30 protein-coding genes, 3 pseudogenes and 1 riboswitch are annotated in these 25,741 nt (G+C 39.5%); of the genes and pseudogenes, 1 reads left to right on the top strand and 32 read right to left on the bottom strand.

Annotated features, from left to right (window positions below; translation table 11 throughout):
• Positions 1 to 90 precede the first annotated feature (90 nt).
• From spoIVA to JCM19043_RS16690, 14 genes and pseudogenes are all read right to left on the bottom strand, one after another.
• A pseudogene (spoIVA, locus tag JCM19043_RS01340) lies at positions 91 to 1,277 on the bottom strand (stage IV sporulation protein A); the annotation flags it as partial.
• Between the two features lie 87 nt (positions 1,278 to 1,364).
• Positions 1,365 to 1,625 carry a stage VI sporulation protein F gene (locus tag JCM19043_RS01335; RefSeq protein WP_062319303.1) on the bottom strand — a complete coding sequence of 87 codons (261 nt, stop codon included), beginning with the start codon at positions 1,623 to 1,625 and terminating at the stop codon, positions 1,365 to 1,367.
• A gap of 88 nt (positions 1,626 to 1,713) precedes the next feature.
• A complete protein-coding gene (locus JCM19043_RS01330; protein WP_062319301.1) occupies positions 1,714 to 2,763 on the bottom strand; it encodes an NAD(P)H-dependent glycerol-3-phosphate dehydrogenase in 1,050 nt (349 codons plus the stop codon).
• 11 nt (positions 2,764 to 2,774) lie between these two features.
• Positions 2,775 to 4,085, bottom strand: a complete 1,311-nt coding sequence (der, locus tag JCM19043_RS01325; RefSeq protein WP_062319299.1) for a ribosome biogenesis GTPase Der — start codon at positions 4,083 to 4,085, stop codon at positions 2,775 to 2,777.
• A 395-nt stretch (positions 4,086 to 4,480) separates the two neighbouring features.
• A complete protein-coding gene (gene rpsA / locus JCM19043_RS01320; RefSeq protein WP_062319297.1) occupies positions 4,481 to 5,629 on the bottom strand; it encodes a 30S ribosomal protein S1 in 1,149 nt (382 codons plus the stop codon).
• 93 nt (positions 5,630 to 5,722) lie between these two features.
• Entirely contained in the window at positions 5,723 to 6,304 is a 582-nt protein-coding gene (locus JCM19043_RS01315; RefSeq protein WP_062319294.1) for a 1-acyl-sn-glycerol-3-phosphate acyltransferase, read from the bottom strand.
• The gene (gene cmk, locus JCM19043_RS01310) at positions 6,305 to 6,976 is read right to left on the bottom strand and encodes a (d)CMP kinase (protein ID WP_062319292.1); all 672 of its coding nucleotides are present in this window, start codon (positions 6,974 to 6,976) and stop codon (positions 6,305 to 6,307) included.
• 18 nt (positions 6,977 to 6,994) lie between these two features.
• Positions 6,995 to 7,642 (bottom strand): flagellar brake protein, encoded by a 648-nt coding sequence (locus tag JCM19043_RS01305; protein ID WP_062319439.1) that lies wholly within the window; start codon positions 7,640 to 7,642, stop codon positions 6,995 to 6,997.
• Positions 7,643 to 7,662: 20 nt separating this feature from the next.
• On the bottom strand, positions 7,663 to 8,631 hold the full coding sequence (locus tag JCM19043_RS01300) for an asparaginase (RefSeq protein ID WP_062319290.1): 969 nt from the start codon (positions 8,629 to 8,631) through the stop codon (positions 7,663 to 7,665).
• A 138-nt stretch (positions 8,632 to 8,769) separates the two neighbouring features.
• Positions 8,770 to 9,363, bottom strand: coding sequence for a hypothetical protein (locus JCM19043_RS01295; protein WP_062319288.1), 594 nt, complete (start codon positions 9,361 to 9,363; stop codon positions 8,770 to 8,772).
• A 19-nt stretch (positions 9,364 to 9,382) separates the two neighbouring features.
• A complete protein-coding gene (locus JCM19043_RS01290) occupies positions 9,383 to 10,513 on the bottom strand; it encodes an ATP-dependent DNA helicase RecQ (RefSeq protein WP_197274719.1) in 1,131 nt (376 codons plus the stop codon).
• 14 nt (positions 10,514 to 10,527) lie between these two features.
• Positions 10,528 to 10,890, bottom strand: coding sequence for a DEAD/DEAH box helicase (locus JCM19043_RS01285; protein ID WP_062319283.1), 363 nt, complete (start codon positions 10,888 to 10,890; stop codon positions 10,528 to 10,530).
• Positions 10,887 to 11,390 (bottom strand): helix-turn-helix domain-containing protein, encoded by a 504-nt coding sequence (locus JCM19043_RS01280; protein ID WP_231631338.1) that lies wholly within the window; start codon positions 11,388 to 11,390, stop codon positions 10,887 to 10,889. The genes JCM19043_RS01285 and JCM19043_RS01280 overlap by 4 nt, the downstream gene beginning before the upstream one ends.
• The gene (locus tag JCM19043_RS16690; protein WP_062319279.1) at positions 11,321 to 11,944 is read right to left on the bottom strand and encodes a hypothetical protein; all 624 of its coding nucleotides are present in this window, start codon (positions 11,942 to 11,944) and stop codon (positions 11,321 to 11,323) included. Before JCM19043_RS16690 ends, JCM19043_RS01280 begins: the two co-directional genes overlap by 70 nt.
• Before the next feature lie 135 nt (positions 11,945 to 12,079).
• On the opposite strand from JCM19043_RS16690, the gene JCM19043_RS01270 reads away from it, so the two are divergent.
• Positions 12,080 to 12,313, top strand: coding sequence for a ferredoxin (locus JCM19043_RS01270; RefSeq protein ID WP_062319277.1), 234 nt, complete (start codon positions 12,080 to 12,082; stop codon positions 12,311 to 12,313).
• Positions 12,314 to 12,385: 72 nt separating this feature from the next.
• On the opposite strand, the gene JCM19043_RS01265 is transcribed toward JCM19043_RS01270, so the two are convergent.
• The 18 genes and pseudogenes from JCM19043_RS01265 to JCM19043_RS01185 form a co-directional block, all read right to left on the bottom strand.
• Positions 12,386 to 12,655, bottom strand: coding sequence for a hypothetical protein (locus JCM19043_RS01265; RefSeq protein WP_156321307.1), 270 nt, complete (start codon positions 12,653 to 12,655; stop codon positions 12,386 to 12,388).
• Positions 12,639 to 13,595: a hypothetical protein gene (locus tag JCM19043_RS01260; protein WP_062319273.1), complete on the bottom strand. Its 957-nt coding sequence runs from the start codon at positions 13,593 to 13,595 to the stop codon at positions 12,639 to 12,641. The genes JCM19043_RS01265 and JCM19043_RS01260 overlap by 17 nt, the downstream gene beginning before the upstream one ends.
• Positions 13,596 to 13,600: 5 nt before the next feature.
• A complete protein-coding gene (locus JCM19043_RS01255) occupies positions 13,601 to 14,122 on the bottom strand; it encodes a sigma-70 family RNA polymerase sigma factor (RefSeq protein WP_062319271.1) in 522 nt (173 codons plus the stop codon).
• A 69-nt stretch (positions 14,123 to 14,191) separates the two neighbouring features.
• Positions 14,192 to 14,707, bottom strand: a complete 516-nt coding sequence (locus JCM19043_RS01250; protein WP_089852851.1) for an ECF transporter S component — start codon at positions 14,705 to 14,707, stop codon at positions 14,192 to 14,194.
• Positions 14,707 to 15,087: a DUF4430 domain-containing protein gene (locus JCM19043_RS01245; protein WP_062319269.1), complete on the bottom strand. Its 381-nt coding sequence runs from the start codon at positions 15,085 to 15,087 to the stop codon at positions 14,707 to 14,709. The genes JCM19043_RS01250 and JCM19043_RS01245 overlap by 1 nt, the downstream gene beginning before the upstream one ends.
• Before the next feature lie 75 nt (positions 15,088 to 15,162).
• Positions 15,163 to 15,330: riboswitch (cobalamin riboswitch) on the bottom strand.
• Entirely contained in the window at positions 15,327 to 16,922 is a 1,596-nt protein-coding gene (locus JCM19043_RS01240) for a cell wall metabolism sensor histidine kinase WalK (RefSeq protein ID WP_062319267.1), read from the bottom strand. (Overlaps the previous riboswitch by 4 nt.)
• Positions 16,922 to 17,637: pseudogene (locus tag JCM19043_RS01235) on the bottom strand (response regulator transcription factor). The gene JCM19043_RS01240 and the pseudogene JCM19043_RS01235 overlap by 1 nt, the downstream one beginning before the upstream one ends.
• A gap of 117 nt (positions 17,638 to 17,754) precedes the next feature.
• Complete coding sequence (locus JCM19043_RS01230) at positions 17,755 to 18,495, bottom strand: pseudouridine synthase (RefSeq protein WP_062319265.1); 741 nt, start codon at positions 18,493 to 18,495, stop codon at positions 17,755 to 17,757.
• A gap of 157 nt (positions 18,496 to 18,652) precedes the next feature.
• Positions 18,653 to 19,051, bottom strand: a complete 399-nt coding sequence (locus tag JCM19043_RS01225) for a hypothetical protein (protein WP_062319263.1) — start codon at positions 19,049 to 19,051, stop codon at positions 18,653 to 18,655.
• Positions 19,052 to 19,165: 114 nt separating this feature from the next.
• Positions 19,166 to 19,735: a hypothetical protein gene (locus JCM19043_RS01220; protein ID WP_062319261.1), complete on the bottom strand. Its 570-nt coding sequence runs from the start codon at positions 19,733 to 19,735 to the stop codon at positions 19,166 to 19,168.
• Positions 19,726 to 20,562: a D-alanyl-D-alanine carboxypeptidase family protein gene (locus JCM19043_RS01215; RefSeq protein WP_062319259.1), complete on the bottom strand. Its 837-nt coding sequence runs from the start codon at positions 20,560 to 20,562 to the stop codon at positions 19,726 to 19,728. The genes JCM19043_RS01220 and JCM19043_RS01215 overlap by 10 nt, the downstream gene beginning before the upstream one ends.
• 61 nt (positions 20,563 to 20,623) lie before the next feature.
• Entirely contained in the window at positions 20,624 to 21,208 is a 585-nt protein-coding gene (gene scpB, locus JCM19043_RS01210; protein ID WP_062319257.1) for an SMC-Scp complex subunit ScpB, read from the bottom strand.
• On the bottom strand, positions 21,201 to 21,485 hold the full coding sequence (locus JCM19043_RS18465; RefSeq protein ID WP_369813713.1) for a segregation/condensation protein A: 285 nt from the start codon (positions 21,483 to 21,485) through the stop codon (positions 21,201 to 21,203). Before JCM19043_RS18465 ends, scpB begins: the two co-directional genes overlap by 8 nt.
• Positions 21,486 to 21,498: 13 nt before the next feature.
• Positions 21,499 to 21,945 (bottom strand): ScpA family protein, encoded by a 447-nt coding sequence (locus JCM19043_RS18460; protein ID WP_369813703.1) that lies wholly within the window; start codon positions 21,943 to 21,945, stop codon positions 21,499 to 21,501.
• Positions 21,946 to 22,095: 150 nt separating this feature from the next.
• Complete coding sequence (locus JCM19043_RS01200) at positions 22,096 to 22,443, bottom strand: GNAT family N-acetyltransferase (RefSeq protein WP_062319255.1); 348 nt, start codon at positions 22,441 to 22,443, stop codon at positions 22,096 to 22,098.
• Positions 22,444 to 22,499: 56 nt separating this feature from the next.
• Positions 22,500 to 22,937, bottom strand: a complete 438-nt coding sequence (locus JCM19043_RS01195; RefSeq protein WP_062319253.1) for a peptidylprolyl isomerase — start codon at positions 22,935 to 22,937, stop codon at positions 22,500 to 22,502.
• 14 nt (positions 22,938 to 22,951) lie between these two features.
• A complete protein-coding gene (lysA, locus tag JCM19043_RS01190; RefSeq protein WP_082394360.1) occupies positions 22,952 to 24,247 on the bottom strand; it encodes a diaminopimelate decarboxylase in 1,296 nt (431 codons plus the stop codon).
• 109 nt (positions 24,248 to 24,356) lie between these two features.
• Positions 24,357 to 25,735, bottom strand: a pseudogene (locus tag JCM19043_RS01185) (spore germination protein).
• Positions 25,736 to 25,741 lie beyond the last annotated feature (6 nt).

Genomic DNA, 25,741 nt, shown 5'->3' with positions numbered 1-25,741 from the left:
GCGAATCAATTCTTCACCTTGACTTTCCGTCCCAATAATCGGCGCAAATTCCGAGGTTACATCAACTTTAATCATATGAATCGATGGAGCTTTCGCATGAAGTTTCACACCGTAGCGCTGACCTTGTTTAATAATTTCCGGTTCGTCTAACGTCATATCTTCTAATTGTGGACTACTGACACCATAACCGGTTTGCTTGACCATCTGTAGTGCCCCTTCTACTTCGCGATACTCTTTTTCTGCTAAGGTTAAACGGTGCATTAATTTTATAAATTGAGCTTTGGATTCAATTTCTTCGCCAATCATTTCCGTTAAGACGCGGTCATAAATGTCATCGGTCGTATCTAAATCAATCGAGCAATGCCCTGCCCCATTTCCATTGTATTTATATGGGCTTCACTAATATAATCATACGTCCGAAAGGCTTGAATCATTTCTTCAACATCTCGTAATCGTTTGATTTCTTTTAATGTCTCACTAATCGCTTGGTTAAAATGTTGCCGTAACCAGTGCGTATCATGTAAGGTCAACACCCATTCTGGTAATTGCACATTTAGTTCCAATACTGGGAATTCAAATAACGCTTCGCGTAAAATCGCGTATAATTCTTCTTCTGTGCTTTCCTCAACATTTAAAGGAATAACCGGAATATCATAATTTTCTTTTAACGTATCACGTAAGTATAAGGTATCTTCGCTCGTTGGTTTGGTTGTATTTAACACCATAATGAACGGTTTACCGACTTCTTTTAACTCACTGACCACTTTTTCTTCTGCTTCAACATAGTGGCTTCTTGGAATTTCACCAAAACTACCATCCGTTGATAAAACGACACCGATCGTTGAATGGTCTTGAATTACCTTTCTTGTACCAATTTCAGCCGCATCTTTAAAAGGTATGGCTTCATCAAACCACGGGGTGTGAATCATCCGCGGGCCATGTTCATCCTCAAAACCTTGGGCTTCATCAATAATATAACCGACACAATCCACTAAGCGAATTCTGACATCAAACCCCTCATCGACCGATAATTGCACCGCTTGATTCGGGACAAATTTTGGTTCAGTTGTCATAATTGTTCGACCTTTAGCACTTTGTGGTAGTTCGTCTTTTGTTCGTTCGCGTTCTGAGAAATCGCTAATGTGTGGTAAAACCACCCGTTCCATAAATCGCTTAATAAACGTTGATTTACCCGTTCTGACTGCACCCACAACACCTAAATAAATATCGCCATCTGTTCTCAGTGAAATATCTTTTAAGACTGCCTCATTATCCATTTAAATCCTCCCCTATCTCAAGACAAGCTGCTCATATTAAAGCGTATGATGAGTAGGGGGAGGTTTATGCATCGAATCATGAATTTGTTAGTGGAAGAACTTTAATAGTGACAACAATCCCGATTGTTGCTGATTAGAAGTTATAATGCGGATGACCTCTTGTTTCTTCTGAGGTGATAATTCTTTATGCGTGAGACGTTCTAAAGTCTCTACCAGTCCGTGCACCGTCGTCTCATCGCTGAAATCAGCATGATCAACTGACTGTACGACCTTTAAAATATCATCCGCAGATAAAGACGTATGACGTTCAATGTAGCCCATAAACTGTTCAATTTGTTTTTGATCCAAAAAATACACCTCCCTTGCATAATACTTACTATATGCAAGAGAAGGTGTATATGTGTAAAAAATTAAACGTATTTATTTAGTCATAAGATTATTGTTCTTGTTTTAAATAATGCGCTTTTAACATCTCATGAATTTCATCTGTTTCTGGACGTCTTTGACGCGTCATTAATTGATCAACCATTGCTTGAGGATCGACATTCTCAAATAAAATCTGATAGATACCAGAGGTAATTGGCATATCAATACCCTTTTCTTTCGCTAACTGATAGGCCGCTTTAGCGGTTCTTACACCTTCAACGACCATCCCCATCTCTTGTAAAATGTCATCGAGTGAACCACCTTTGGCTAAAAGGTTCCCTGCTCGCCAGTTACGGCTATGTTGACTTGTTGAAGTCACAATTAAGTCACCAATACCGGTTAGACCGATAAAGGTCAGAGGATCGGCTCCCATCGCTGTTCCAAGACGTGCAATTTCTGCAAGTCCTCGCGTGACTAAGGCAGCCTTAGCGTTATCACCATATCCTAAACCATCTGAAATACCAGCCCCTAAGGCAATGATGTTTTTAAGTGAGCCTCCAAGTTCAACGCCGACAACATCTTTATTCGTATACACACGAAAACGATCGTTCATAAATAAGTGTTGCGCATGCGTCGCGCTTTTTTCTGATAATGAAGAAGCACTCACCGTGGTCGGTTGTTTAATGCTTACTTCCTCTGCATGAGATGGCCCTGAGAGGACAACAACCTCATCGAAGTATGCTTTAGTCAATTCTTCTTCCATCATCTCTGAGACGCGTTTAAACGTCTCTGGTTCAATCCCTTTTGTTCCATGAATAATGGTGACGTGATGGTCTAACACTTGTTTCACTTGTTGACAAACCGGACGAATTGCTTTGGTCGGTAAGACAAATACGAGCGCAGTCGTATCTTTCACAGCTTCAGTCAAATGACTTGTGACCGTGATTGTTTCCGGAATTTCTACGTTATTCAAATAAGCTTTGTTATGGTGGGTTTCATTGATTTCTTTAGCATGTTCCTCTAAGTGCGTCCATAACCAAACATCATGACCATTATCGTTGAGTACGAGCGCAAGCGCTGTACCCCAACTACCAGCACCTAAAACCGTTACTTTTTCCATCATTATCCTCCTCAGCTACGTCTGCGGGCAAATATTTTTATAGGTGTTCCTTCAAAACCAAAGGCATCACGAATACGATTCTCTAAAAAACGTTCATAGGAGAAGTGCATCAGTTCGGGATCGTTGACAAAAACAACGAAAGCAGGTGGTTTCACCGCTACTTGTGTCGCATAAAGTATTTTTAATCGTTTACCATTCATTGTTGGCGTTGGATTCATCGCAACGGCATCCATAATCACATCATTCAAGACGTTCGTTTCAACGCGAATCGCATGATTTTCACTGACTTTTTTCACTTCAGGAATTAATTTGTGTGTTCTTTTCTTCGTTAGTGCTGATAAAAAGACGATAGGTGCATAATCTAAGAATGGGAAGTGAACACGAACTTTTTCCTCAAATGCTTTCATTGCTTTTTCATCTGACTCAACGGTATCCCATTTATTCACGACAATGACAATCGCCTTACCAGCTTGATGAGCATAACCCGCAATTTTTTTATCTTGTTCAATGATGCCTTCTTCAGCATCAATAAGTGTCAAGACAACGTCTGAACGTTCGATGGCTTTTAAAGCACGTAAAATGCTGTAGCGCTCGGTTGATTCATAGATCTTCCCGCGTTTTCTCATACCAGCTGTATCAATGATGACATAATCTTGATCATCGCGTTTAAACGGCGTATCGATTGCGTCACGAGTCGTGCCCGCGATATTACTGACGATGACACGTTCTTCGTTTAAAATCGCATTCACAAGTGATGATTTACCGACATTAGGTCGACCAATAAGGCTAAAATAAATCGTATCGAGATCTTTTTCCTCTGTCTCAAGGGTAGGGAAATGACCAATCACCGCATCCAGCATGTCCCCTAACCCTAACCCGTGCGTTCCTGAAATCGGGTAGGGCTCTCCAAATCCTAAGCTGTAAAACTCATAAACACTTTCTCGCATTTCTGGGTTATCTACTTTATTGACGGCTAATACAACCGGCTTATTAGACTTGTACAAAATTTTCGCGACTTCTTCATCGGCCGCTGTAATACCTTCGCGTCCATTAACAATAAAGATAATCACGTCCGCTTCCTGAATCGCGACATCCGCTTGTTCGCGCATCTGGACAAGGAGGGGCTCGTCGCCTAGTTCAATCCCTCCTGTGTCAATTAAATTAAATGACGTTGTCAGCCACTCTGCTTGAGAGTAAATTCGGTCACGTGTCACACCTGGTACATCTTCTACAATTGAAATTCTTTCACCAACTAATCGATTAAATATAGTCGATTTACCAACGTTCGGTCGACCGACAATAGCTACGGTTGATTTTCTCATGAAAGGTTCATCCTTTCTATATTTGAAGTTTTGTGATTTGTTCTGTTTCTTATAGTGTCACCATGCAAAACGTCCACATGAAGATAAGCGGTCCTCATCTTCAAACGATGCATGATAACGGCATTTTCCAGTGATGCTACTGTTCCGACATCATCACTAAAAAGCTTGTTGTCAATAAAAAACTAACTGTTTAAGTTTAGCAAATATCAAACAATTAAACAATCTTTTTCATTGATTTTATCGTACATAATAAGAATAGACCTTCCCTTATCTTACAGGTCTCCTACCCTTATTACTACTACTTACCTTATATCATTCCACATCTTGCACTTAACTAAACAAAAAAGAAGACAAACGAGAAACTCGTCTGCCTTCTTCACTAGTTAACGATCCGCTTAGTCGTTTTTAAACTGATCGAGCTTGTCACCAATCATGTCACTGAATGAAAACCCTTGATCATCATCTTCTCTTTCATAAGCTTTAACTTCTTGGTCTACTTGTTCATCTTCAAGCTCTTTAATGCTAAGTGAAAGACGTTTGTCATCTGGATTGACCTCAAGCACTTTGACTGTTACTGTTTGACCTTCTTCAAGCTTTTCTTGAGGTGTGCCGATATGTTCACGTGAAATTTGAGAAATATGCACAAGACCTTCGACTTGTGGTAATACTTCTACAAAGGCACCGAAGTTTACGAGGCGCTTTACGGTACCTTCAACAACGTCACCTGCTTTAATTTCTTCTGCTACCTTTTCCCAAGGTCCTGGTAACGTTTGTTTACGTGACAATGAAATGCGTTCTTGGTCTTTATCAATTGACAAGACTTTTACTTTGATTGTATCACCTTCACTGACGATATCACTTGCTTTTTCAACATGTTCGTGCGCAAGTTGTGAAATGTGTACAAGACCATCAATACCACCAAGGTCTACGAACGCACCAAAGTCAGTCAGGCGGGCTACTTTACCTTCTAATACTTGACCTTCTTCGATCGCCTCTAATACTTGATCTTTTTGTTCTTGTTGTTCTGCTTCAACAACGGCACGGTGTGAGAGAATAACGCGATTTTTTTCACGATCGATTTCTTCTACTTTTAGTGTCAGTGTTTGACCTTTATAAGCCTCAAAATCATCTACAAAATGCGTTTCAACAAGTGACGCTGGAATAAAACCACGTACACCTACATCCACTACTAAACCGCCTTTAACGACATCTTTAACTGGTGCTTCAAATACTTCGCCAGATGCAAGTTTTGCTTCTAGGTCATCCCAAGCTTTTTCACTATCAACGGCACGCTTAGATAAAATAGCGCTACCTTCATCATCAATTTTAATAATTTTTAATGTTAATTCATCATCCATATTTACGAGTTCACGAGGTGATTCGATAGGTAGACTCGATAGTTCTTTAAGTGGCACACGGCCATCATCCTTAGAACCGAAAGCAACCAGCACTTCCTTATCTTCAATTGCTACAACTTTACCCGTAACAATTTCACCTACTTCAAATGTTTTGAAATTTTCTAACTCATTTGTCATTTCATCCATCAAAAAGTCCTCCTTCATTTCCAACAAAAATATAACTATCCTTGTACTAAGTTCTAACATTTCAGCCGATTTGTCAAGTGATATCTCCTAATTTTACTGATTATTCTCAATTAATTGTTTAATCGTTTGCATAATGTGCTCTGTCACAGCTTTCACATCTTGTTTCTCCTGACGGAAAGTGGCCATGTCAATCGGTTTCCCGTAAACAATTTTTACTTTTTTCCCTACTTGATAAGGACCGATGATCGCACAAGGGACGACCGTTGCTTGTGATCTTAAGGCAAAAAATCCGACACCACTGAGTCCTTTCCCTAATTGACCGGTTTTACTTCTTGTACCTTCTGGGAAAATGACTAAACCTTGATCGTTCTTCAACAGACCTAACGCTTTTCTTAATGCCCCGCGATCACTCATGCCACGTTTAATAGGAAAGACATGTATACTGGACAATAGTTTGCTCAGCCACTTTTTCTCAAATAACTCTTCTTTAGCGATAAAGTACATGTCCCGCTTGATTGAACCGCCAACAAGCGGTGGGTCTAGGTTTGAAATGTGGTTGGCACAGACAATGACAGGTCCTGTCATTGGAATGTTCTCCTCACCTTTGACTTCCATTCGATATAAAGGTTTTAACGCGTACCATACAAGACTTTTCACAAAATAATAAAAGGACATTTAGTTCACCTTCTCTTTGACGATGGCTAAAATCTCATTCTTCACTTCATCAATCGACTGTGAAGTCGTATCAAGTTCAATCGCATCCGATGCCTTTACGAGTGGTGATACTTCGCGCTCTTGATCGATTTTATCACGTTGTCTAATATCCGCTTTAATCGCTTCTAAGTCTGCTTCATAACCTTTAGCCAAATTCTCTTTGTATCGACGTTCCGCCCGCTCATCTACTGAAGCAATCATAAAGATTTTCACTGCAGCGTCTGGAATAACGTGTGTCCCGATATCACGGCCGTCCATTACCACTCCTGCTTGTTTAATCAGCTCACGCTGAATTTTTACCATTTCTCTTCGGACACCTTTATGAGTCGCTACGAGTGAGACGTTGTTTGAGACGTCATCTGTCCGAATAGCATCAGTTACATCCACCTCACCTAAGAAAATGTGTTGAGCATCATCTGTATACGACAATGAAATTGGCGCTTGTTTAAGCAAAGCTAATATTTCTCGCTCATCATCTAAATTCGCATGATTTTTAAGGGCTAGGTATGTTGCTGCGCGGTACATTGCCCCGGTGTCAATATAAGTGTAATGTAACGCTTCTGCCACCTTTTTAGCGACCGTACTTTTTCCAGCTGCAGCTGGTCCATCAATAGCAATATTAATTTTCTCCATGTGTAAAACCCCTTTTTCTTAATCCCCACGTCGTTGACGTAGTTGTTCCTCAAAACAAAACTGAATAATTTTTTCTCTATCTTTCTCATCAATTGACACAAATTTTAACGACATCACATTGTGACGTTCGGCTTCTTCTTTCATACGAATCAATGCCATTTGAACGAAAACATATTGATAACCACCATGGTTCACTTTAAAGACAAGTAAGCCATCAAATGTCGTACCTGGTTGATAAGACAAAGCTTGAGGCACATGGACAGCCATGCCCCCTCCACTAATATCAGCGGTGAGTGTCACTATTTTTTTATTCGTCTGTGTTTCTTTTAACGCCACATCCATACTGGAATTAATCCGTACGTATTCACGCCGTTGAATTTTTTTCATCTTTTTCGGATCATATACTAATTCTAACATAGGCACGTTTCGTTTTACACGTCCAGTAATTTCTCCCTCAAAGCGATACGCCATTTGCTGGTCATCAACATAAAAGACTTGAAAAGTTGTGCCAACTGGAAAAATATCCGTTCGATTTGTTTCTACATTGATTGGATAATCAATGTAGAGCTTGTGTTGTTTCTGTTCAACAACTCGACATTTAAAGCGTTTAACTTCATCATCTAAACCATTCAATTCAAGCGTTAAATTGGTTCCAATCTTCACCATCCATTTCACCCCAATATACATTAACGTTCTAAAATTTCCTCGATACGTTGATATTTATACCCCGCTTCTAGCAAGGCCATTAATTTTATTCTAGCTTTTGGCCCCGATAAACGCTTAGCAAAGATAAAGCCTTTATCTTTTAAATCACGGCCGCCTCCTGGATAACCGTACGTCGGTTGAACGACGCCTTTAAAGCTTCTAGACACAATAACAACAGGTATCTGTTGCTCAATTAACGTCTCTAATGTTCGAACGGTTTGTGGCGGTAAATTCCCTTGACCAAATCCCTCAATCACTAGGCCATCCATTTCTTGAGCTGTCAAAGACGCAATAAATCTTTCATCCATGCCTGCGAACGCTTTAATCAATGGCACATAAGTATTTACAGTCTGAAAAGCAATTTTTTCTCTTTCCATCCATTTATGATAAAAGTAAACTTCTTGTTTTGTAATAATCCCAATCGGACCAAATTGCGGACTTTGAAACGTCGCAACTGAACTTGATGATGTTTTAATGCAATATGCACTGCTATGGATCTCATCATTCATGACGACAAGTACACCTTTATTGATTGACTCTTTAGCACTCGCAACCCTTACTGCTCCAATTAAATTATATAATCCATCCGCTCCGACTTCATTACTTGAACGCATCGCGCCTGTAATAACAACAGGTGTGGATGTTTGTAAATATAAATCAAGAAAGTAAGCTGTTTCTTCCAAAGTATCGGTACCATGTGTCACAACAATACCTGAAAACGCCCGTTCTTTTAAACGCGATTCAATATGTTGACCTAACTGCAACATCTCTTTTGGCGTTATATGAGGAGAAGGTAAATCAAATAAATAATCTTCCTCAATCGTCGCCAACTGATTTAAGTCATTGCGATATTGTTTTAACGGATGCTCTTTTGTGACAATAGTCCCTAATGTAACATCATCCATCATGGCGATTGTTCCGCCTGTATGTATAACTAATACGTCTTCCAAATAAAACAACTCCTTCCGTTGAACCGTTAATATTATATCATAAGTTACGATAAAAAGTTATGATCATTTCTTAACAGCTTGAATAAACTAGGTATTTAGACATGAAAGAAGACGCCTTAAAGACGCCTCCTTAGATGCTTATTTTTTTACATGGGGTAAAAAGAGACGGGTGCCTTCTGGTAACACCTCAGTTGTTGACGTTATATGATTGATGTCTTTAATTGTGTCAAGTATGACCGGTGTTTGATAAAACCGGTCAACAATCTGAACCAACGTTTCATCTTTTAAGGTCATATATAAACGCCCTTCATACGTGACAAATTCTCCTGCCGGTCCTTCTACCTGTCGCTCAATTTCTTTTGATAAACGAAAACGAGCGTCGTCTTTTACAGTTGATTGATCGAACGTTTGTGCACCAACGACTTCTTCGTGAGAGGTGTTAAAAAATGTATCTTTCCAATATGGATACGTCAGCAGCAATACGACAAGAAGAATAAAGATAATCACCATTAAGCGAATCATCGCATAACTGATTTTTAGTCTTACTTTCTGCTTTTTTTCTTCATGGAGGCGACTTCTTGGTGGTAACCCAAGTACATCAATTCCCTCTTGAACGCTGCGATCTTGAGCTTCTTCATCTTCAGTATAAAAGCGTTTTTCATCTATTTCGGTTTTACTTTGTTCGAAGCGTTGTCTTAATTCTTTTGCCTGATCTTCATGTTGATCATCCATCTTATTCACCCTTCCAATCTTACACTTCTGTATACGGACGAATCCGCCTGTTTAACTTATCTTCCCACGTTAAGTTTTCTATTGACGTTTGTAATTGTATCGGCTCAAATTGGGCCAATCGAAATCCACATACCGAGCAACAACCGAATCGGTCTTTGTTTATGTCATGCTGAAACGGTTGATAAATTGATCGCCGAATACAACGATCATCACTTAGCGCCAGCAACAACTCAAATAATTTTTTGCGTTTAAATTGTTGCCTTTCTGTTACTGTTCTTACCCATGTATCTTTAAACTGATCGGTAAGTTTGTGATGATTGATAGTCTTATTATCGGTGATAATGTCATGGTTTTCAAGGTAGTTTTGTAAATAGCGCCGATGAATCTCATTTAATTGGTGGGTATCTGAAAAAAGGGCCAAATCCAGATGCGTTTGTTGGTCTAACAGGCGGAAGAGTTGTAACAGGACATTCTCTTCTATCATTTCGCCTTCAATTAATCGTTCGGTAATTAATCGGTCGTGTTCCGTCACTAGCGAAATACTGACACTATGTAAGTGATCGCGTCCTGCACGTCCGACTTCTTGAACAAAACTTTCAATTTGCGTTGGCAAATGATAATGCATCACTAATCGGACATCTTTTTTATTGACCCCCATACCAAAAGCGCTTGTCGCACAAATAACATCAAGCTCACCTGATAAAAATTGTTGTTGGATAAGCATCCGTTCATTATTTTCTAAATCACCATGATAATATGCGATACGATGGGTTGGCACGTGTTCTTTTAAATAATGACTCACACGTTCCGTTTCCTTTTTACTTGAAAAATAAATAATGGTTGGGACGTGGTAAGTGGATAAACAGTCAACAATATAACGATCTTTTTCATAATTAGAGGAGCATTTTTCCACAATAAAACTAATATTATCTCGATCAATCATATGAAGATGTTCTTTGATTTGTCTGGAAGAAAAGTGTTGATAGATATCCCGTTTAACATCCGCTGTTAGTGTGGCTGTTACAAGTAGTAGTGTCGGGTGTTTTAACGATTGCAACACACTTTCTAATTTCATATAATCCGGACGAAATTCATGTCCCCATTGTGAAATACAATGGGCTTCATCGACAACAAAAAATCGGACAGACAATTGTTTTAATCGCTTTAAAATCCAGTCTTGCTGTAAAAGTCTGGCGAAATATAGAGAATCTTTAACAACTTCAAATTTTTTAAAACGTGTTGACGTTCGGTCGTTGTATTAAAACTATTAAGTGCGGCAACGCGCTTAATTCCGTGCGCTTTTAAATGTCTTACTTGGTCTTCCATCAATGATAAAAGCGGAGTTACGACAAGGGTTAACCCGTCATTCATTAAAGCGGGTACTTGATAACATATTGATTTACCCGCTCCCGTTGGGAGCGTTAGTAGTACATCATGCCCTTCATTTAAATCATCGATGACCGCTCTTTGACCGGTTTGAAATGCGTGGTAATTAAAGTAATGTTGTAACGTTTCTAATGCATTCATTGATGTAACCTCTTTTGATAATGAGCAAACACTAACCGCAAGTCTAAATAAGTCATTTCTTCAGGTAACGTGCGTTTAAGTTCGGCAAGTTTTTGTGTATGACGTTTTGATAGATAAGATTCAATGATCGCAATCTTCTCTTCTTCGACGTAATCATCGAGTTTAAAATGATCATCCAACATACAGATTTCTACGAGGTGATCTTCAATAGTGCCACGTTTTAGCTGACGTAGTTGAATTAAATCCTCAATTTTGTAGCCTTTGATTACGAGTTGATGCGTTTTCCGTGCTGAACGTGTCATCAAGCGTTCGTATATCTTTGGTTGATTGTCAGCAGGCAATAAATCAGATAGAAGGGTCTGGTGTTGTTGACTACGAATAAATAACGTGCGTTCAATTAAAGCCAGTGTCAGTAAAATATCGGCTTCTGTCACATGGTACCGATCGACAAGTTGCTGCAGCGACTGGCCATTATGATTAGCCGTTGATAAACGATCCAAATAAATGTGGCGCCTAATATCGGGATAGTTTTTAACACATCGTAAAGTTGTTCGTAACATTGCTCCAGCCAATCACGTAAAGCGTGCTTATGCAGATGGTAATATTGTTTCACAAATGCTTGAATCGTTATATCGTCTATCAAGGGAATAAAACCAGTGTCATCCATAACGCGCTGGGTAAACGTTTGTATCGTTAAATAAAACCGCTTAGTAAAGATTTCTTTTGACTGATGATCAATTGGCCGTTCGAAGTTATGAGCTTCATCACAAGTATCTTTGTAAGTCGATAAATAATCCCACGCTTTGTCTGTGAGACGGTAATCTTTAGCGTTAAGCCACTCCATCAAACCTTCATTAACCATCTGATCAACATCATAGTCAAAAGCTTGGCGTGATAAATTTGGTAATAACCGATAATACGTATGTAATTGAAACAAGTGAAGATCCTGAATGGTTTGAGATGATTTTTTACCCGTTAAGATATGATAAATCGCCGCAGGAGACCGATTACTGTTAATGGTTTTTAGTAAATAAATCATGAGATAGCGAAACATCGTGTCACTTCCTTTCTATCATCATATCAGCTATATGAAAAAAATTCGAGCGTTAGTTCCATCTTAGGGTTGTCTCTTTTAACATTAATCTTTAGAATAAGAATGAATACGGATGGCTAACTTGGAGGGAACAACATGTGTTATTACACGAAAGTAGATAAAAGTTTATGTATCGCGTGCGGCTCATGTGGAGCTTTGGCACCTGATATTTACGATTATGATGATGAAGGACTTGCTTATAATGCGTTAGATAATAATTCAGGTCAAGCTAATATTCCAACGCTATTTGAAGATGATTTAATTGATGCTAGGGAGGCTTGTCCCACAGAAGCTATCACAGTGCAACAGACACCCTTTGATCTGTCATAATAAAAAGCGTACACCGAAGTGGTGTACGCTTTTTATTATGATTTAATTTAGTTTGTTAAGAGACGCCAGCAGCTATTGAATTATTTTCACTGGATTAATCGCCACTGGAAGCGGTAAAGGTTCACCGAGTGAATATGGACCTACTTGATGACTATCTAAACCTTTAATCGAGATAGAGACATGACCAAAATCAAAACTTTTGGCTGTCATAAGAATCGCTTCAATCATATCGATTGTTTCAGGATTGTCACCAAATAACTTATGTTCATCAAAAGTCAAGCGTATTTCTCCATCATTTGACAAATCAAGGGTATACGTCACCCCTTCAGATGGCAGGTTCAATATTGAATTCCGGTATAGGTTCTTGCATATCAACGAGTGCTTCATCTATGGTAATAAATGTTTCACCATTTAATGTTGCTTCAATTGGTATCATAAATTTATGGCCAGAGGACGTGTACACATATTTATAACTCAATTTCTCTACATCCTTAAAATCAATCCGGTTAATTTCTCCAAAGGGTCCTAACTCAATGGGCTGTCCACCGGTATTTTCAATGAATACCGTTTCATAAGTATCTTGGAACATGTAGCGTAACGTTTGTTCAAAGACCGTAGCTTGAGTAGAACTTCCAATGTCAGATGCTTCGGCATCGATTGATAAAGTTATGGCCTGATTCTCTTGCGAGAATGTCCCGAAATTAAATGTTTCTGCCGTTAAACCGAGTTGATTAAAATCAAACGATGATAATTGTTCGTTATAAAATGTGAGCGGTTCAGCTTGTTGGTCAATAATAGTTAATGGCACAGGATACATAACAGAAGCATCCATCGCCACAACCGGAATTTTCGATTGTTCGTTTACAGTATCACTTGGCAAAATTACGTGGTGCCCAAGAACATTTGAGAAGTCACTTGTTTGATACGTCGTTGAGTTAAACAACATCATGTCGTCTCGAAGTAGTTGGCTTTCAGGCGCATCTTCACTGGCTGTGTCGGTTATACGTCCTTCTTGTGCCGTTTCTAGCGCTAAATCATTAACAGCTTGTTCTGTTTGAGAAGGAAGCAAATGATCTTTTAATACAAAAAAGACAAGGGCCAAGACAAAAACGGTCGCAAGTGCTGGAAAAGTGACCATCCACTTCTTTGATTTTCTTTGTTGCTCGGGCGTCAAACTACTACTCACTTTTTGATATAACACTTGTTTCGATTGTTTTGAACGTACGTGAGGAAAATCACTTAACTGATTTATGATTCTGCGTTCGTCATCTCTTGTCGTCAAATCCCTCACCTCTCTTCAGTATTCATCAGTAATTGTTGTAATTTTTTAATGGCACGGTGCTGCGTTGTCTTCACCTTACTTTCTGTCCATTCTAAAATACGCGCCGTATCATGAATAGACATCGATTGAATGTAACGTAAAATGATGACGTTTTTTTGATCGAGTGTCAATAAATCCAATTGTTGATAGAGCCTTTTATGCTCTTCACTGAGAATCAGCAACTCTTCAGGAAGCGGGTCATTCGCTTCAATTTGTTGCCAATCATCCCCTTTATTAAACAAACCGAACCATTTATTTTTTTCGCGTTGTTGTTTTCTAAAATGATCCATAACTGTATGTCTCGCAATCGAGAATAACCATGTCTTTTCACTACTCTCCCCACGAAACTGTTTATGTGCTTTTAACACTTTAATAAATGTCTCTTGAATGAGGTCTTCAGCTACTTGATGATTCTTCACTAAATAAAAGATGTATTGATACACATCGTTATGATATGTGTCATATAAATAATCAAATGTGGTCTTCATATAGTGAGACCCCCTGTTTCCCTAAATTAGTCGTTATATTATTAAAAACGTTACATATGCTATGTAAGTTTATTTTTTTCGTTGATTAACTCGATCAAATTCACGGGCAAAGAGCTGTGAGAATGGTCGATAAAGTAAGATAATAAATAACACATTACTTAATGCATGGTAAAAATCAAAAGGTAGCCCCAATAAGTAATAACCGAGAAACTTACCTGAGACAATATAGTTAATGACGGCAAAAAAGAAGCCGAATAAAAAGCCACTAAAAAAAGCGAGGACGGTTAAATAGACGAGGACACGTCGTTTAATTATTTTACCGAGTAAGCCTGCGATGACACCGATGAGAGACCAGGCAAGAATCTGCCATAGTGTCCAAATCCCCATGCCAAGCGCAAGGTTAGTTAAATATGTTGTTAAAAAAGCGAGTAAAAAACCTGAAAAAGGACCAAGAAAGAAAGCCGATAAGATAATAATAGCCGTGACAGGTTGGACATTAGGTATATGTTGCAAAAAGAAACGACCAACGGTCGCCATCGCTGCTAAAACAGCGATGAGCGTTAGTCGATACGTCGACATGTTCATTAGCCTTCGTACTCATGTAAATCAAAATGAATGTCATCACCGTCACTAAGTTCGACGTCACCTGCACCGACTTCACTTGGTGCACCGTTCACATCAAACAACCAAAATGCCGAAGACGTTTGCGCATGACCCTCGATGGATTGAATAAAACCATCAGCCGTTTTTTCGATGTCATACTCGTCCGTTAACACTTCAAGTAAGTTCGCACCATCATTGACTGTGAGTGTCTCATCTACTAAACGTTCTGCATCATTGTCAAGACTAATAATGATGTCGACATCAATGGGATCGGTCACTTCTGAAGAAGCCCCTTCTCCATCATTGGCACAACCTGTCAACATGACTAATACAACTAAGAAACTAAACAACCATTTTTTCATCTATAATTCCTCCATTTTTTGGAGGATTAAACGCCTAGAGTTCTTCTAGGTTAAACGCTCAATCCTCGAAGCATTGTCTATAATTAAATAAAGGGTAGGTCTACTGACTTATAGCTTGCTACTAAGAACCCTTCCCGCGTTTATCGCAGTGGTTATGTTCCGTTCGATACTACTTACAGTTGCGAGGACAGTATTGGACTTTCACCAATTTCCCTGTTATACACCCATTTATGAATTTTTTATTCCGTAACAATCGGCAAAGTAATCGTAAATGTTGTTCCTTTTCCAATCGTACTTTTGACACTGATTGACCCACCATGTGCTTCTACAATTTCTTTAGCAATCGCAAGACCTAGCCCGGTCCCTGTTTTATTGCGTGTGCGTGAGCGGTCGGCTTTATAAAAGCGTTCAAATACAAACGGTAAGTTATCAGCTTCCATACCGACTCCAGTATCTGACACGGCAAAACTCACCTCTTCTGCCACCTTGTTTACACCGAGTGTAATCGACCCGTTTTCGGTATACCGTAAAGCGTTGTCTATCAAGTTTGTAAACACTTGTTCCATTCGATCATAATCAAAGTTTAACGCTTCAACCGATGGATCGATTTCGCTAAAGATGTGTACCGCTTTATTAGCAGCCTTATGTGAGAATTTCCCTATTAAGCGATCCACAAAATCTTTAACGGGATACATGTCTTTATTCAACTCAATATGACCTGATTTAATTTTAGCTAAATCCAACAAATCATTCACTAAACGCCCCATTCGTTCTGACTCATCTAAAATAACTTGCGCTAACGCTTGTTGGTCTTCTTTCGTTTCAGTAATGCCATCAACAATCGCTTCACTATAGCCTTGTAATAAAGAAATGGGCGTTCTTAACTCATGTGAAACATTCGCTACAAATAACTCACGAAGCTCATTAAGTTGAACTTCTTCCGTTATATCACGCGAAATAATAACAACTCCTACGACCTGATCTATTTTCATCAAAGGTGAAAACAGCAAAAAATAATGGCGCCCGTGAACGAGAACTTCTTTTGTCATCACAGAAGACTTATCGATCACTTTCTCAATCATGTCAACCCATTCCGCTGGGATTTCGTGATGTTGTTGGGCCGAGTCATCATTAAATAACCTCACCATACGCTCGGCTTGTTTATTTGATACGAGCGTGGTTTTATCGACGTTTATCGCTAATACACCGTCACTCATCGCATTAAGAACATAATCAAAAATCTGATTGCGTTGTGCTAATTGAGCTAAATGTTGATCAAGTTGTCTCGCCATCCGGTTAAAACTTAAAGCAAACTCATCAGTTATCGGTGCACGACTATTGACTCGCTGAGAGAAGTCGTAATTAGCATAGGCTAAAGCTTGCTTGCGAAACGGTTGGAGTGATTTTTTAATCCGTACAACATTGTACCAGTGAATGATTATCACGACAAGGTAAAAAAATGTCAAAACCATTAACAAGGTGTGACGTAAAACCCCTACCTCCTGAGTAATGACCGTACTTTGTTTCATCGCCAGCAGTCGATCTGATTCAACGTATAGCCACGTCTCATCAGCATAATCTAGCGTTGTCGCTGTTGAAAAATTCAGCTGTTCAAACATCGTTGATGACGGATTGATAACGGTGACATCATGCGGAAGAAGCAGCGATGTGTCTACAGCAACTTCTGATTGAGCAAATGCTGCTAATTCATTTAGATGGCGTTTAGTCACCAGTGGCGTGACAATAGGTTTAAACCATACAGCTACCGCGATCAACACCATCAACATAGCGGTAAGCCCTATCAAAGCTGTTCTTGACAGCCCTCGCTTAATCATTAGTGATCATCCACTTCGAATTTATACCCGACACCCCAAACCGTTACAATCATTTGTGACGCTTCTTTTGATATCTTGCTTAATTTTTCTCTTAAGCGTTTAACATGGGTATCAACTGTACGTAGATCACCAAAAAACTCATATTTCCACACTTCTTTTAGCAGGTGTTCTCGGTCATAAACACGTTCCTCATGACTCGCTAAAAAGTACAATAATTCGTATTCTTTAGGCGTGAGCGTTAACTCTTGTCCTTTTACCGTCACTTTATGGGCATCATGGTCTATTCGCATATGTTCAAATTCAAGAATGTTTTTTGTCGTCGTCTCTGTCATCGCCACATCAACATCTGGTGAGCGTCTAAGCATCGCTTTGACTCTTAGCACTACTTCTCTTGGGCTAAATGGCTTAACAACATAATCATCTGCCCTGCTTCAAATCCCTCAATACGATGATTTTCTTCACCTTTTGCCGTTAACATAATGACAGGTGTAGACTTTTCTTTTCTGAGTGCCTTACACATCTCAATGCCATCCATTTCAGGTAACATAAGATCAAGAATGATCAAAGCATAATCATTTTCTAAAGCCAATGTTAAACCATCTTTTCCATTAGCTGCTTCTGCTGTCGCAAACCCTTCCCGACCCAAATACATCGTGATTAATTTGCGAATGCGGTCTTCATCTTCAATGACGAGTATGGTTTGTTGTGTGTCCATCTCACTACCCCTTTCTTACGTCTCCCAATCCCTCTTTTATTATCCTTTTTTTTCTTTATGAATATAAAAGTATCTAAATAAGTTAAACTTAGGCCTGTATATTAATCAGGCCGATGTTTATTTATGTTGGTCAAGTGCATGCGCACGCAGTTGTTTTACTTCGTGTGGCGACAGTTCTCTATAGTCACCAGAGGTCATCCCGCGTAAGTCAAGGAAGCCATAACGTTCACGTTTTAACTTCATCACTTGATAATTTAACGCTTCAAACATACGTCTGACTTGTCTGTTTTTACCTTCGTGTAACGTCACTTCAATGATGGATTGTTGTTTTTCTTTGTTGATTGAGATAATATTTGCACTCACGGCTTTTAATACATCACCTTCTGATTTAATACCGCGCTTAAATTGTTGTAATTCAGATTTCGTTGGTACCCCTTTTATCTTCGCGACGTATACTTTATCCATCTCATAACTTGGGTGCATCATTAACTGGGCCAATTCCCCGTCGTTTGTCAGCAATAATAAACCAGATGTATCATAATCTAAGCGACCGACCGGATAGACCCGTTGTTCAACAAATGGCAATAAATCCGTCACTACTTTTCTTCCTTTATCATCGGTGACGGCTGAAATAACCCCGCGCGGCTTATAAAGTAAATAATACACGCGTGTTTCTTTTGTTAACTGGACACCGTCAACTTCTACACGATCACTTGGTGTCACTTTCACACCTAACGTCGTCACCGTTTCACCATTGACTTTAACACGACCTTCTTCAATCATTGCTTCTGCTTTTCTTCTTGATGTGACGCCACTGTGTGCAATCACCTTCTGTAACCGTTCTTTATGTTGTTCCATGTTTTCACCCTTCATCTTACATGCATTTTTTTAATATTTATCATTCGGACGTACTGAGTTTCATCTAACTTGTATCAAATAGCACCGAGTCATCAATGAAACCGTCAAATCTTATTATGTTCTATTCTCTCAAATTATTGACTGATTCACAACTGTTTCATAAGGAGAAAAACCATTTTGCTATAAATACCGCCGTCATTATACCAATAAAGTCAGCCATTAGTCCAACCTTTAATGCTGTTTTCACATGTTTAATCCCGACTGCACCGAAATACACCGTCACAATGTATAGCGTTGTATCGGTGGCTCCTTGCATGACTGATGCGATTAAACCAAGAGAAGAATCTGGCCCGAAACGCGAAAAAATATCTTCTGTAATCGCAAGCGAAGCTGAACCAGATAGAGGCTTGATTAATAATAATGGCCATAACTCACCTGAGATTTGTTCGTGAGTAATGGTATTAAGCCCGGTTTTTATCCAACCAAACACGTCAGAGTAAAGCAATAATTTGACCGAAAAAATAAGCGCTAATAAGCGCGGAAATAGTTGTTTCATTAAGGTGATGGCCTCATTTATCCCTTCAACAAATAAGTCAATCGCAGGCAGTTTTTATAGATGGCCCGACAAACAATGATGAAAACTAGACAGGTAAAATATAACGAGCGATCGTCATTGCTTCACCCACTTATGGCGCGCGTTAAAAGTCACGCGCAATAAAATAATAGCACTAACGGTCGTAATAAAACTTGTGATTAACACTGGTAAAATAATCACACTCGCTTCACGTGAGTCAAAGGCGAGCCGCAACGCAATTAAGTTTGTAGGATAGAGCGCTAAACCGGAGGTATTTAAAATAACAAGCGTCGTCATTGCTTGATTATTCCCTTTTAGTAACTGCATAGCTTTTAGGCCAAATGGCGTTGCCGCATTACCTAATCCGAGCATATTAAAACAAATATTGCTGGCGATATAGCTAAAAGCTTGACTGTTTTGATCCACCGATGAAAATAGCCACATAAGAGGACGCTTCATGAGTCGAGTCAATAATTGTATAAGATCGCCGGCTTCGGCAATCTTCATAAAACCTAACCAAAACATCATCAACACAAGTAAATGCGCACTAAGCATCGCGGTATCTTTTGCGCTCTCAATCATAAGCATCGTTAATACATCGGTCTGTTGTGTGAATAAAAGCGAACTGATTCCTAACAAAATAAAGACAAGCCAAATCATGGACATAGGCTGACACCTAAGTACGGGAAAACGTCTGGTTCTTTAGGGATCGTTACTTGTCTCATCAATGATTGATGGTCTGCCCAATCATTCGGTGCATTTAACGTGACAACAATTACAGGGTGTTGATCTTTACGAAACACGGTCATTAACGTACGACCAGCTAGTGTTGTATAACCGGTTTTACCGAGAATGGTTTGCGCATATTGGTACTTGACCAGTTTGTGCTTATGCAACCACGGATACGTACTCACCTTCGATTGATAGACTCTTTCACTCGTAATATTAATGAAATCAGGAAACGTGAGGGCATGACGCGTTAAAACCGCTAAGTCATAAGCACTTGAGACGTGATTTTCTTCATCTAAACCGTGAGGGTTTTTAAAAGTAGATTGGTGTAACCCTAACATGCGTGCTTTCTGATTCATTAAGAAAACAAAACCTGCTTCACTTCCACCAATCATTTCAGCAATCGCCATACTCGCATCATTTCCACTGCGCAACATGAGCGCATAGAGTAATTCTTCCAACGTGACATGTTGACCTACTTTTAAATAGACACTAGACCCTGTCATCTCACTAGCCGCTTGACTAACCGTGGTTGTATCAGATAATTGTCCATATTCTAAAGCAACCACAGCGGTCATGATCTTAGTTAAACTCGCCACGCGACTCGCTTCATACGCTTGCTTTTCATACAGCACATCACCCGTTAAACCATTCAACACGACCGCTTTCTCAAATGAAAAAGCCTGAACCGGTGTCATACTCGCCGTATAAATAATGATGCTCAGTATGAGTAATACTAGACCACGTTGCCGTATTTTTTCCAATCAGCTTCACCTCTTTTTGACTACTTAATTAAACATATGTCAATAAAGAGGGCATCATAACCTATTCGTTAGAATCACTGCCTGGGTCAGTAAAAAATAAATCTAACTCATCACTAAAATCTAAATCATCTAACTGATCCGTCAAAGCGGGTAATTCTTCAATCGATTTCAAGCCGAAATACGTCAAAAAATCGAGCGTCGTTTTATATAAGTGCGGACGACCAATCGTTTCTTTTTTTCCCGCTTCTTCAATAAGCCCTCGAGACAATAACGTCTGAACCGGCCGGTCGCTTTTAACTCCCCGAACTTCTTCAATTTCTAATCGAGTAATCGGTTGATTGTAAGCGATAATAGCCAAAGTCTCAAGACTTGCTTGTGATAATTTGTTATGTTTGTTACTCGCCACAAGCGACTGTAAGTAGTCCGCATGGTCTTTTTTAGTCGTTAAATAATAGGCGTTTTCTGCTTCGATTAACTGAATCCCTCGACTTTCATCTTGGTACGCTGTTTGAAGTTTCTTTAACATACTCACCGCTTTGTCTTCGTCTATTTCTAGAATTGTTTTGACTTGCCTCACACTTAAGCCATCAGACCCTGAGACAAACAGTAAACTTTCTATAATACCGGTTAATTGTTGCTCATTCATCAGCTTGCCTCCATCGAAATAGTAATAGTTCATCAAACGTTGTGTGTTGCACACAATAAATTTCCTTTTCTTTCATTAATTCAAGCATAGCCATAAAGGTAACAACCATGTGACTTTTAGATGGGTAAGGAAATAAATCATCAAAGGGTACACCATTCGGTGCCTGGTCAACGACATCAAGCACTTGTTCCATTCTTTTTCTAATCGGGACATCCATCTTCTCAATCGTTCGCGTCATAGGTCGCGTCCACTTTTTGCGGTCAAAGACTTTTTGCATCGCCTTCAACATATCATAGATGGACTTTTTGTTCGATAACCGTATCTTGCTCTTTTACCTCAACCTTTAGCGGCGGTCGCGTATAACTTTCTTTATGCTCTGTTTGACGTTCTTCTAAATCACTTGCCACTTCTTTATATTTACGGTATTCCATTAACCGTTCAATTAACGCTTCTTTTGGGTCTTCCCCTTCGTCATAATCACCTTCATCTTCGAGTGTCGGGTTAGGTAATAACATCGCACTTTTAATTTGAAGTAATGTTGCCGCCATCACTAAGTATTCGCTGGCAATATTTAATTCTAACTCTTGCATCGTATGAATATACGTCATATATTGCCGGGTCACTTCACTTACCGGTAACTCATAGACGTCAATCTCTAGTTTGTTGATGAGATGCAGCAACAAATCCAGTGGTCCTTCGAATAAATCTGTTTCCACTTTATACACGTGCCTCATCATGTCACCTCACCTTCTATCCATGTTAGTCTTCACTCTTACTTACCGCTATGTCTTTTATTTTTTATGTATGTCATTTTTACATTGATTGATGCGTTACATATAAAGGTAAACAGTAAAATACCACAGTCAATTCTGTGGTATTTTACACGTCTATTTACATTTACTTAAAAAGTCATCTGTTAGTTCGTTACCAACAACTTCATACGACTCATAGCGCTGACACAAAGCTTGTACCATTTGTTGGCCAATGCCATTATCGCGATGCGAAGGGTTTACACTCACATGTTGGATCATGATTTGTTTTTGATCATCGTCAACATGTACACCAATGGCCCCAATCATATCTTCAGCTTCTTTCCAAAGAAAGAGTACCTCATCCTGATTCTCACTATAGTTTTTAATCGTTTCTTGAAGTTTTTTAACATCCTTCTCTTCAGGCGTAAACGATAATAATCCCATAGCGATTTTTTCCATTGTTTTTTTAAACCGTATTAACATAATAACTCCTTACTAGACCTAAAGGTCTTTAACGTCTGAGTGGACGATTCATTCAATTAAACTTCCGCTACGACAACTTTCTCCATAACGTCTCCTTGTTTAATGCGTAAAACAACATCCATGCCTTCTTTGACTTGACCAAAGACTGTGTGTACCCCGTCTAAATGTGGTTGTGGTTCATGTACTAAGAAGAACTGGCTACCCCCTGTATCTTTCCCAGCATGTGCCATTGATAATGAACCAGCGACGTGTTTATGTGGGTTACCTGCTGTTTCACATTTAATTGTGTAACCAGGACCACCCATGCCAGTTCCTGTTGGGTCGCCACCTTGCGCGACAAATCCCGGAATGACGCGGTGGAAAACAACGCCGTCATAAAACCCTTTATTAGCAAGCGTTTCAAAGTTTTCAACTGTCTTTGGCGCTGCCTCTTCAAATAAATCGATGATGATTTTTTCACCATTTTCAAACGTAATTGTTGCTTGTTTAGCCATGTACATTTCCTCCATTATTCATATGATAAATCATTTTGTGTCACATCTGCATACGTTTCTCGTTTCACTACCAACTTAGCTTCACCGTCTTCAACAAAAACAACCGCTGGCTTGGTAAAGCGATTATAATGACTAGCCATCGAGTATCCGTACGCACCTGTACTAAATACTGCTAGTATATCACCTGGTGTTACTTCTGGCAATAAAGTATCATAAATCAACATATCACCAGATTCACAGCATTTACCTGCGATTGAACATGGATACGTTTTAGGTGCATGGGCTTTGTTAGCAATAATTGCGTCATATTTAGCTTGATAGAGAGCTGGTCTGATATTATCCGTCATACCCCCGTCAACAGCGACATAATTTCTTACATTAGGAATTTCTTTTTTAGAACCGACTTCATATAATGTAATCGCAGTATCACCTACGATCGCACGACCAGGTTCAATCCAAATTTCTGGTAGGGATAACCCATGCGCATGAGCTTCCTTCGTTACTTCGTCAACAAGTGCACTGACATAGTCATCAAGTGGTAATGGCTCATCTTCATCCGTATAACGAATACCGAAACCCCCACCTAAATTAAGAACCGTTGCTTCAAAACCATCTTGTACATGCCACGCGACTAAGACTTCATATAAGCGTTTAACCGCCATAATAAATCCATCTGTTTCAAATATTTGTGACCCAATATGGCAATGCAACCCTTTTAAATGTAATCGATCGATTTGTTTAATTTGATCGTACGCTTGTTTCGCTTGATTTTTTAAATCAAACCCAAATTTTGAATCTTCATTCCCTGTCAAGATATAATCGTGAGTATGAGCCTCAATACCAGGCGTCACCCTTAGTAACACATCCATTGTTCCATCATAGTCAACAAGCAATTCTTTTAATAGCGCAATATCGTGAAAGTTATCAATAACAATACAACCAATGCGTTGCTCCAAAGCCATCTTTAATTCCTCGCGACTTTTGTTGTTACCGTGAAGATGAACCTTTTCCATAGGAAAACCAGCTTTCATCGCGGTATAAAGCTCACCTTGTGATACGACATCTAAACTTAACCCTTCTTGCTTTGCCACTTGTAACATGGCTACTGAACTAAAGGCCTTACTCGCATAAGCGACTTGTGCTTTTACGCCTAATGACTTAAAACCGTCAACAAAAGCTTTAGCATTCTTCCGAATTTTCTCAACATTATAAACAAATAAAGGCGTTTGAAACGTTTGTGCGAGTTCAACCACGTCACGTCCTGCAAACACCATATGTCCTTTTTCGTTCACCTCTACTAACTCACTCACCCATCTGCCTCCTCTAGTCGAAACAGTTGACGACGTTCTCGTCAAACTTTCTTAGAATAGCATTAATTTATCATATCTAGGGCGACTAATCAATCAAAAGCGACAGGTGTTATGTTTTCTTACGTTTCTTTACTGGCTTCAGTCGAGCTTCTTGACTGGACTTACTTGTTCTAAACACAAGTTGTTTAAACATCGGCCAATCAAACGGTATAACCGGCCATAAGTAAGGCACGTGAAACGTTTTTGTCGTCACCAGGAATAAGAATAAGAACGTGACACCACCGATAAACCCCCATAATCCAAATAGGCAGTCACACTTAAAAGCATGAGTCGCACCACCTTATTCGCAATACTTAACTCATAACTTGGTGTCAGATAAGAACCAATCGAAGCGATCGAAATATAGAGAATGACTTCTGGTACGAATAAACCAACATCGATAGCAATCTGACCAATTAAACGGCCGCAATGAGCCCATCGCTGTTGTTAAGGGTGTCGGCGTATGAATGGCTGCCATACGTAGGAATTCTATCCCCATATCTGCTAGAAACAGCTGGATAAACAAACTGAGCGTGGCCTCTTCTTTCGGTCCAACAAAACTAAGTATGTCAGGTGTCAGTTCAGGGTATTCGCTAAATAAATACCAAATCGGGACTAAAAACAACGATAAAAACACCCCGACAAAACGGATCCAACGAATAAATGTCCCGATAAATGGGGATTGTCGATATTCTTCCGCGTGTTGTAAATGATGAAAATACGTTGTTGGCGCAATCATCACACTTGGTGACGTATCTACAATCACGAGTAGATGTCCCTCAAACAAGTGGGCGGCACACACATCCGGTCGTTCTGAATACCTGACTAACGGAAAAGGATTATACCTTGTTTAACTAAATAGGTTTCTAGTGTTTTATCAGCCATCGGCAACGCATCAATCTGAATCATATCCAGTTCTTTTTTGACTAAGTCGACGAGGTCTTGGTCACATAATCCTTCAATATAGGATAGACAAATATCCGTTTGTGATCGCTTACCAACTTTAATGATTTCATGACGCAAATGAGGGTCGCGTACCCGCCTTCTAATAAGCGCCGTATTTTCTATAATATTTTCGGTAAAGCCATCACGTGAGCCTCTTACGACACGTTCTGTATCGGGTTCTTCTGAGTTTCTCCCAGGGTACTGTCTGACATCAATCAATAAAAAGCGGGTGTCACAGTCAACAACTAAACAAATCAAACCGGACAAGACATCGGTCATGGCGACCGTAAAATCTTTCTCTTCCCGCACTTGTTGGTGCGTTAAACGGTCAAATAAAACCGTAAAGACATTAAGTCCTCGAGTTTCTTGTTGATACTGCATATTTCCAAGCAAACGAATAATTTGTTCTGTATCAGCTAAACCATTGACAAAATATAAGTCGACTTCAACCCCCTGCAAATGAAACCGTCTGATGCCTAAGTCGAACGATTGTCCTAGCCCCATTTCACG

The sequence above is a fragment of the Halolactibacillus sp. JCM 19043 genome (assembly GCF_001310395.1).
GTDB lineage: Bacteria > Bacillota > Bacilli > Bacillales > Amphibacillaceae > Halolactibacillus > Halolactibacillus miurensis.
The sequence above is the reverse complement of the archived record's forward strand: the minus strand, read 5'-3'. Positions and strand labels throughout refer to the sequence as shown.

What these genes read in the sequence shown, in the direction of transcription:
- JCM19043_RS01270 (WP_062319277.1), top strand. Translation starts at nt 12,080, where the DNA reads ATGTGTTATTACACGAAAGTAGATAAAAGTTTATGTATCGCGTGCGGC.
- cmk (WP_062319292.1), bottom strand. Translation starts at nt 6,976, where the DNA reads ATGGAGAAAATTAATATTGCTATTGATGGACCAGCTGCAGCTGGAAAA.
- JCM19043_RS16690 (WP_062319279.1), bottom strand. Translation starts at nt 11,944, where the DNA reads ATGTTTCGCTATCTCATGATTTATTTACTAAAAACCATTAACAGTAAT.
- JCM19043_RS01305 (WP_062319439.1), bottom strand. Translation starts at nt 7,642, where the DNA reads ATGGTGAAGATTGGAACCAATTTAACGCTTGAATTGAATGGTTTAGAT.
- JCM19043_RS01200 (WP_062319255.1), bottom strand. Translation starts at nt 22,443, where the DNA reads ATGTTAATACGGTTTAAAAAAACAATGGAAAAAATCGCTATGGGATTA.
- JCM19043_RS01195 (WP_062319253.1), bottom strand. Translation starts at nt 22,937, where the DNA reads ATGGCTAAACAAGCAACAATTACGTTTGAAAATGGTGAAAAAATCATC.
- JCM19043_RS01245 (WP_062319269.1), bottom strand. Translation starts at nt 15,087, where the DNA reads ATGAAAAAATGGTTGTTTAGTTTCTTAGTTGTATTAGTCATGTTGACA.
- der (WP_062319299.1), bottom strand. Translation starts at nt 4,085, where the DNA reads ATGAGAAAATCAACCGTAGCTATTGTCGGTCGACCGAACGTTGGTAAA.
- JCM19043_RS01230 (WP_062319265.1), bottom strand. Translation starts at nt 18,495, where the DNA reads ATGGAACAACATAAAGAACGGTTACAGAAGGTGATTGCACACAGTGGC.
- rpsA (WP_062319297.1), bottom strand. Translation starts at nt 5,629, where the DNA reads ATGGATGAAATGACAAATGAGTTAGAAAATTTCAAAACATTTGAAGTA.
- JCM19043_RS18460 (WP_369813703.1), bottom strand. Translation starts at nt 21,945, where the DNA reads ATGATGAGGCACGTGTATAAAGTGGAAACAGATTTATTCGAAGGACCA.
- JCM19043_RS01220 (WP_062319261.1), bottom strand. Translation starts at nt 19,735, where the DNA reads ATGTCCATGATTTGGCTTGTCTTTATTTTGTTAGGAATCAGTTCGCTT.
- JCM19043_RS01295 (WP_062319288.1), bottom strand. Translation starts at nt 9,363, where the DNA reads ATGGATGATCAACATGAAGATCAGGCAAAAGAATTAAGACAACGCTTC.
- JCM19043_RS01240 (WP_062319267.1), bottom strand. Translation starts at nt 16,922, where the DNA reads ATGATTAAGCGAGGGCTGTCAAGAACAGCTTTGATAGGGCTTACCGCT.
- JCM19043_RS01285 (WP_062319283.1), bottom strand. Translation starts at nt 10,890, where the DNA reads ATGAATGCATTAGAAACGTTACAACATTACTTTAATTACCACGCATTT.
- JCM19043_RS18465 (WP_369813713.1), bottom strand. Translation starts at nt 21,485, where the DNA reads ATGCAAAAAGTCTTTGACCGCAAAAAGTGGACGCGACCTATGACGCGA.
- JCM19043_RS01250 (WP_089852851.1), bottom strand. Translation starts at nt 14,707, where the DNA reads ATGAACATGTCGACGTATCGACTAACGCTCATCGCTGTTTTAGCAGCG.
- JCM19043_RS01315 (WP_062319294.1), bottom strand. Translation starts at nt 6,304, where the DNA reads ATGTCCTTTTATTATTTTGTGAAAAGTCTTGTATGGTACGCGTTAAAA.
- scpB (WP_062319257.1), bottom strand. Translation starts at nt 21,208, where the DNA reads ATGAATGAGCAACAATTAACCGGTATTATAGAAAGTTTACTGTTTGTC.
- JCM19043_RS01255 (WP_062319271.1), bottom strand. Translation starts at nt 14,122, where the DNA reads ATGAAGACCACATTTGATTATTTATATGACACATATCATAACGATGTG.
- JCM19043_RS01225 (WP_062319263.1), bottom strand. Translation starts at nt 19,051, where the DNA reads ATGAAACAACTATTTCCGCGCTTATTAGCGCTTATTTTTTCGGTCAAA.
- JCM19043_RS01330 (WP_062319301.1), bottom strand. Translation starts at nt 2,763, where the DNA reads ATGGAAAAAGTAACGGTTTTAGGTGCTGGTAGTTGGGGTACAGCGCTT.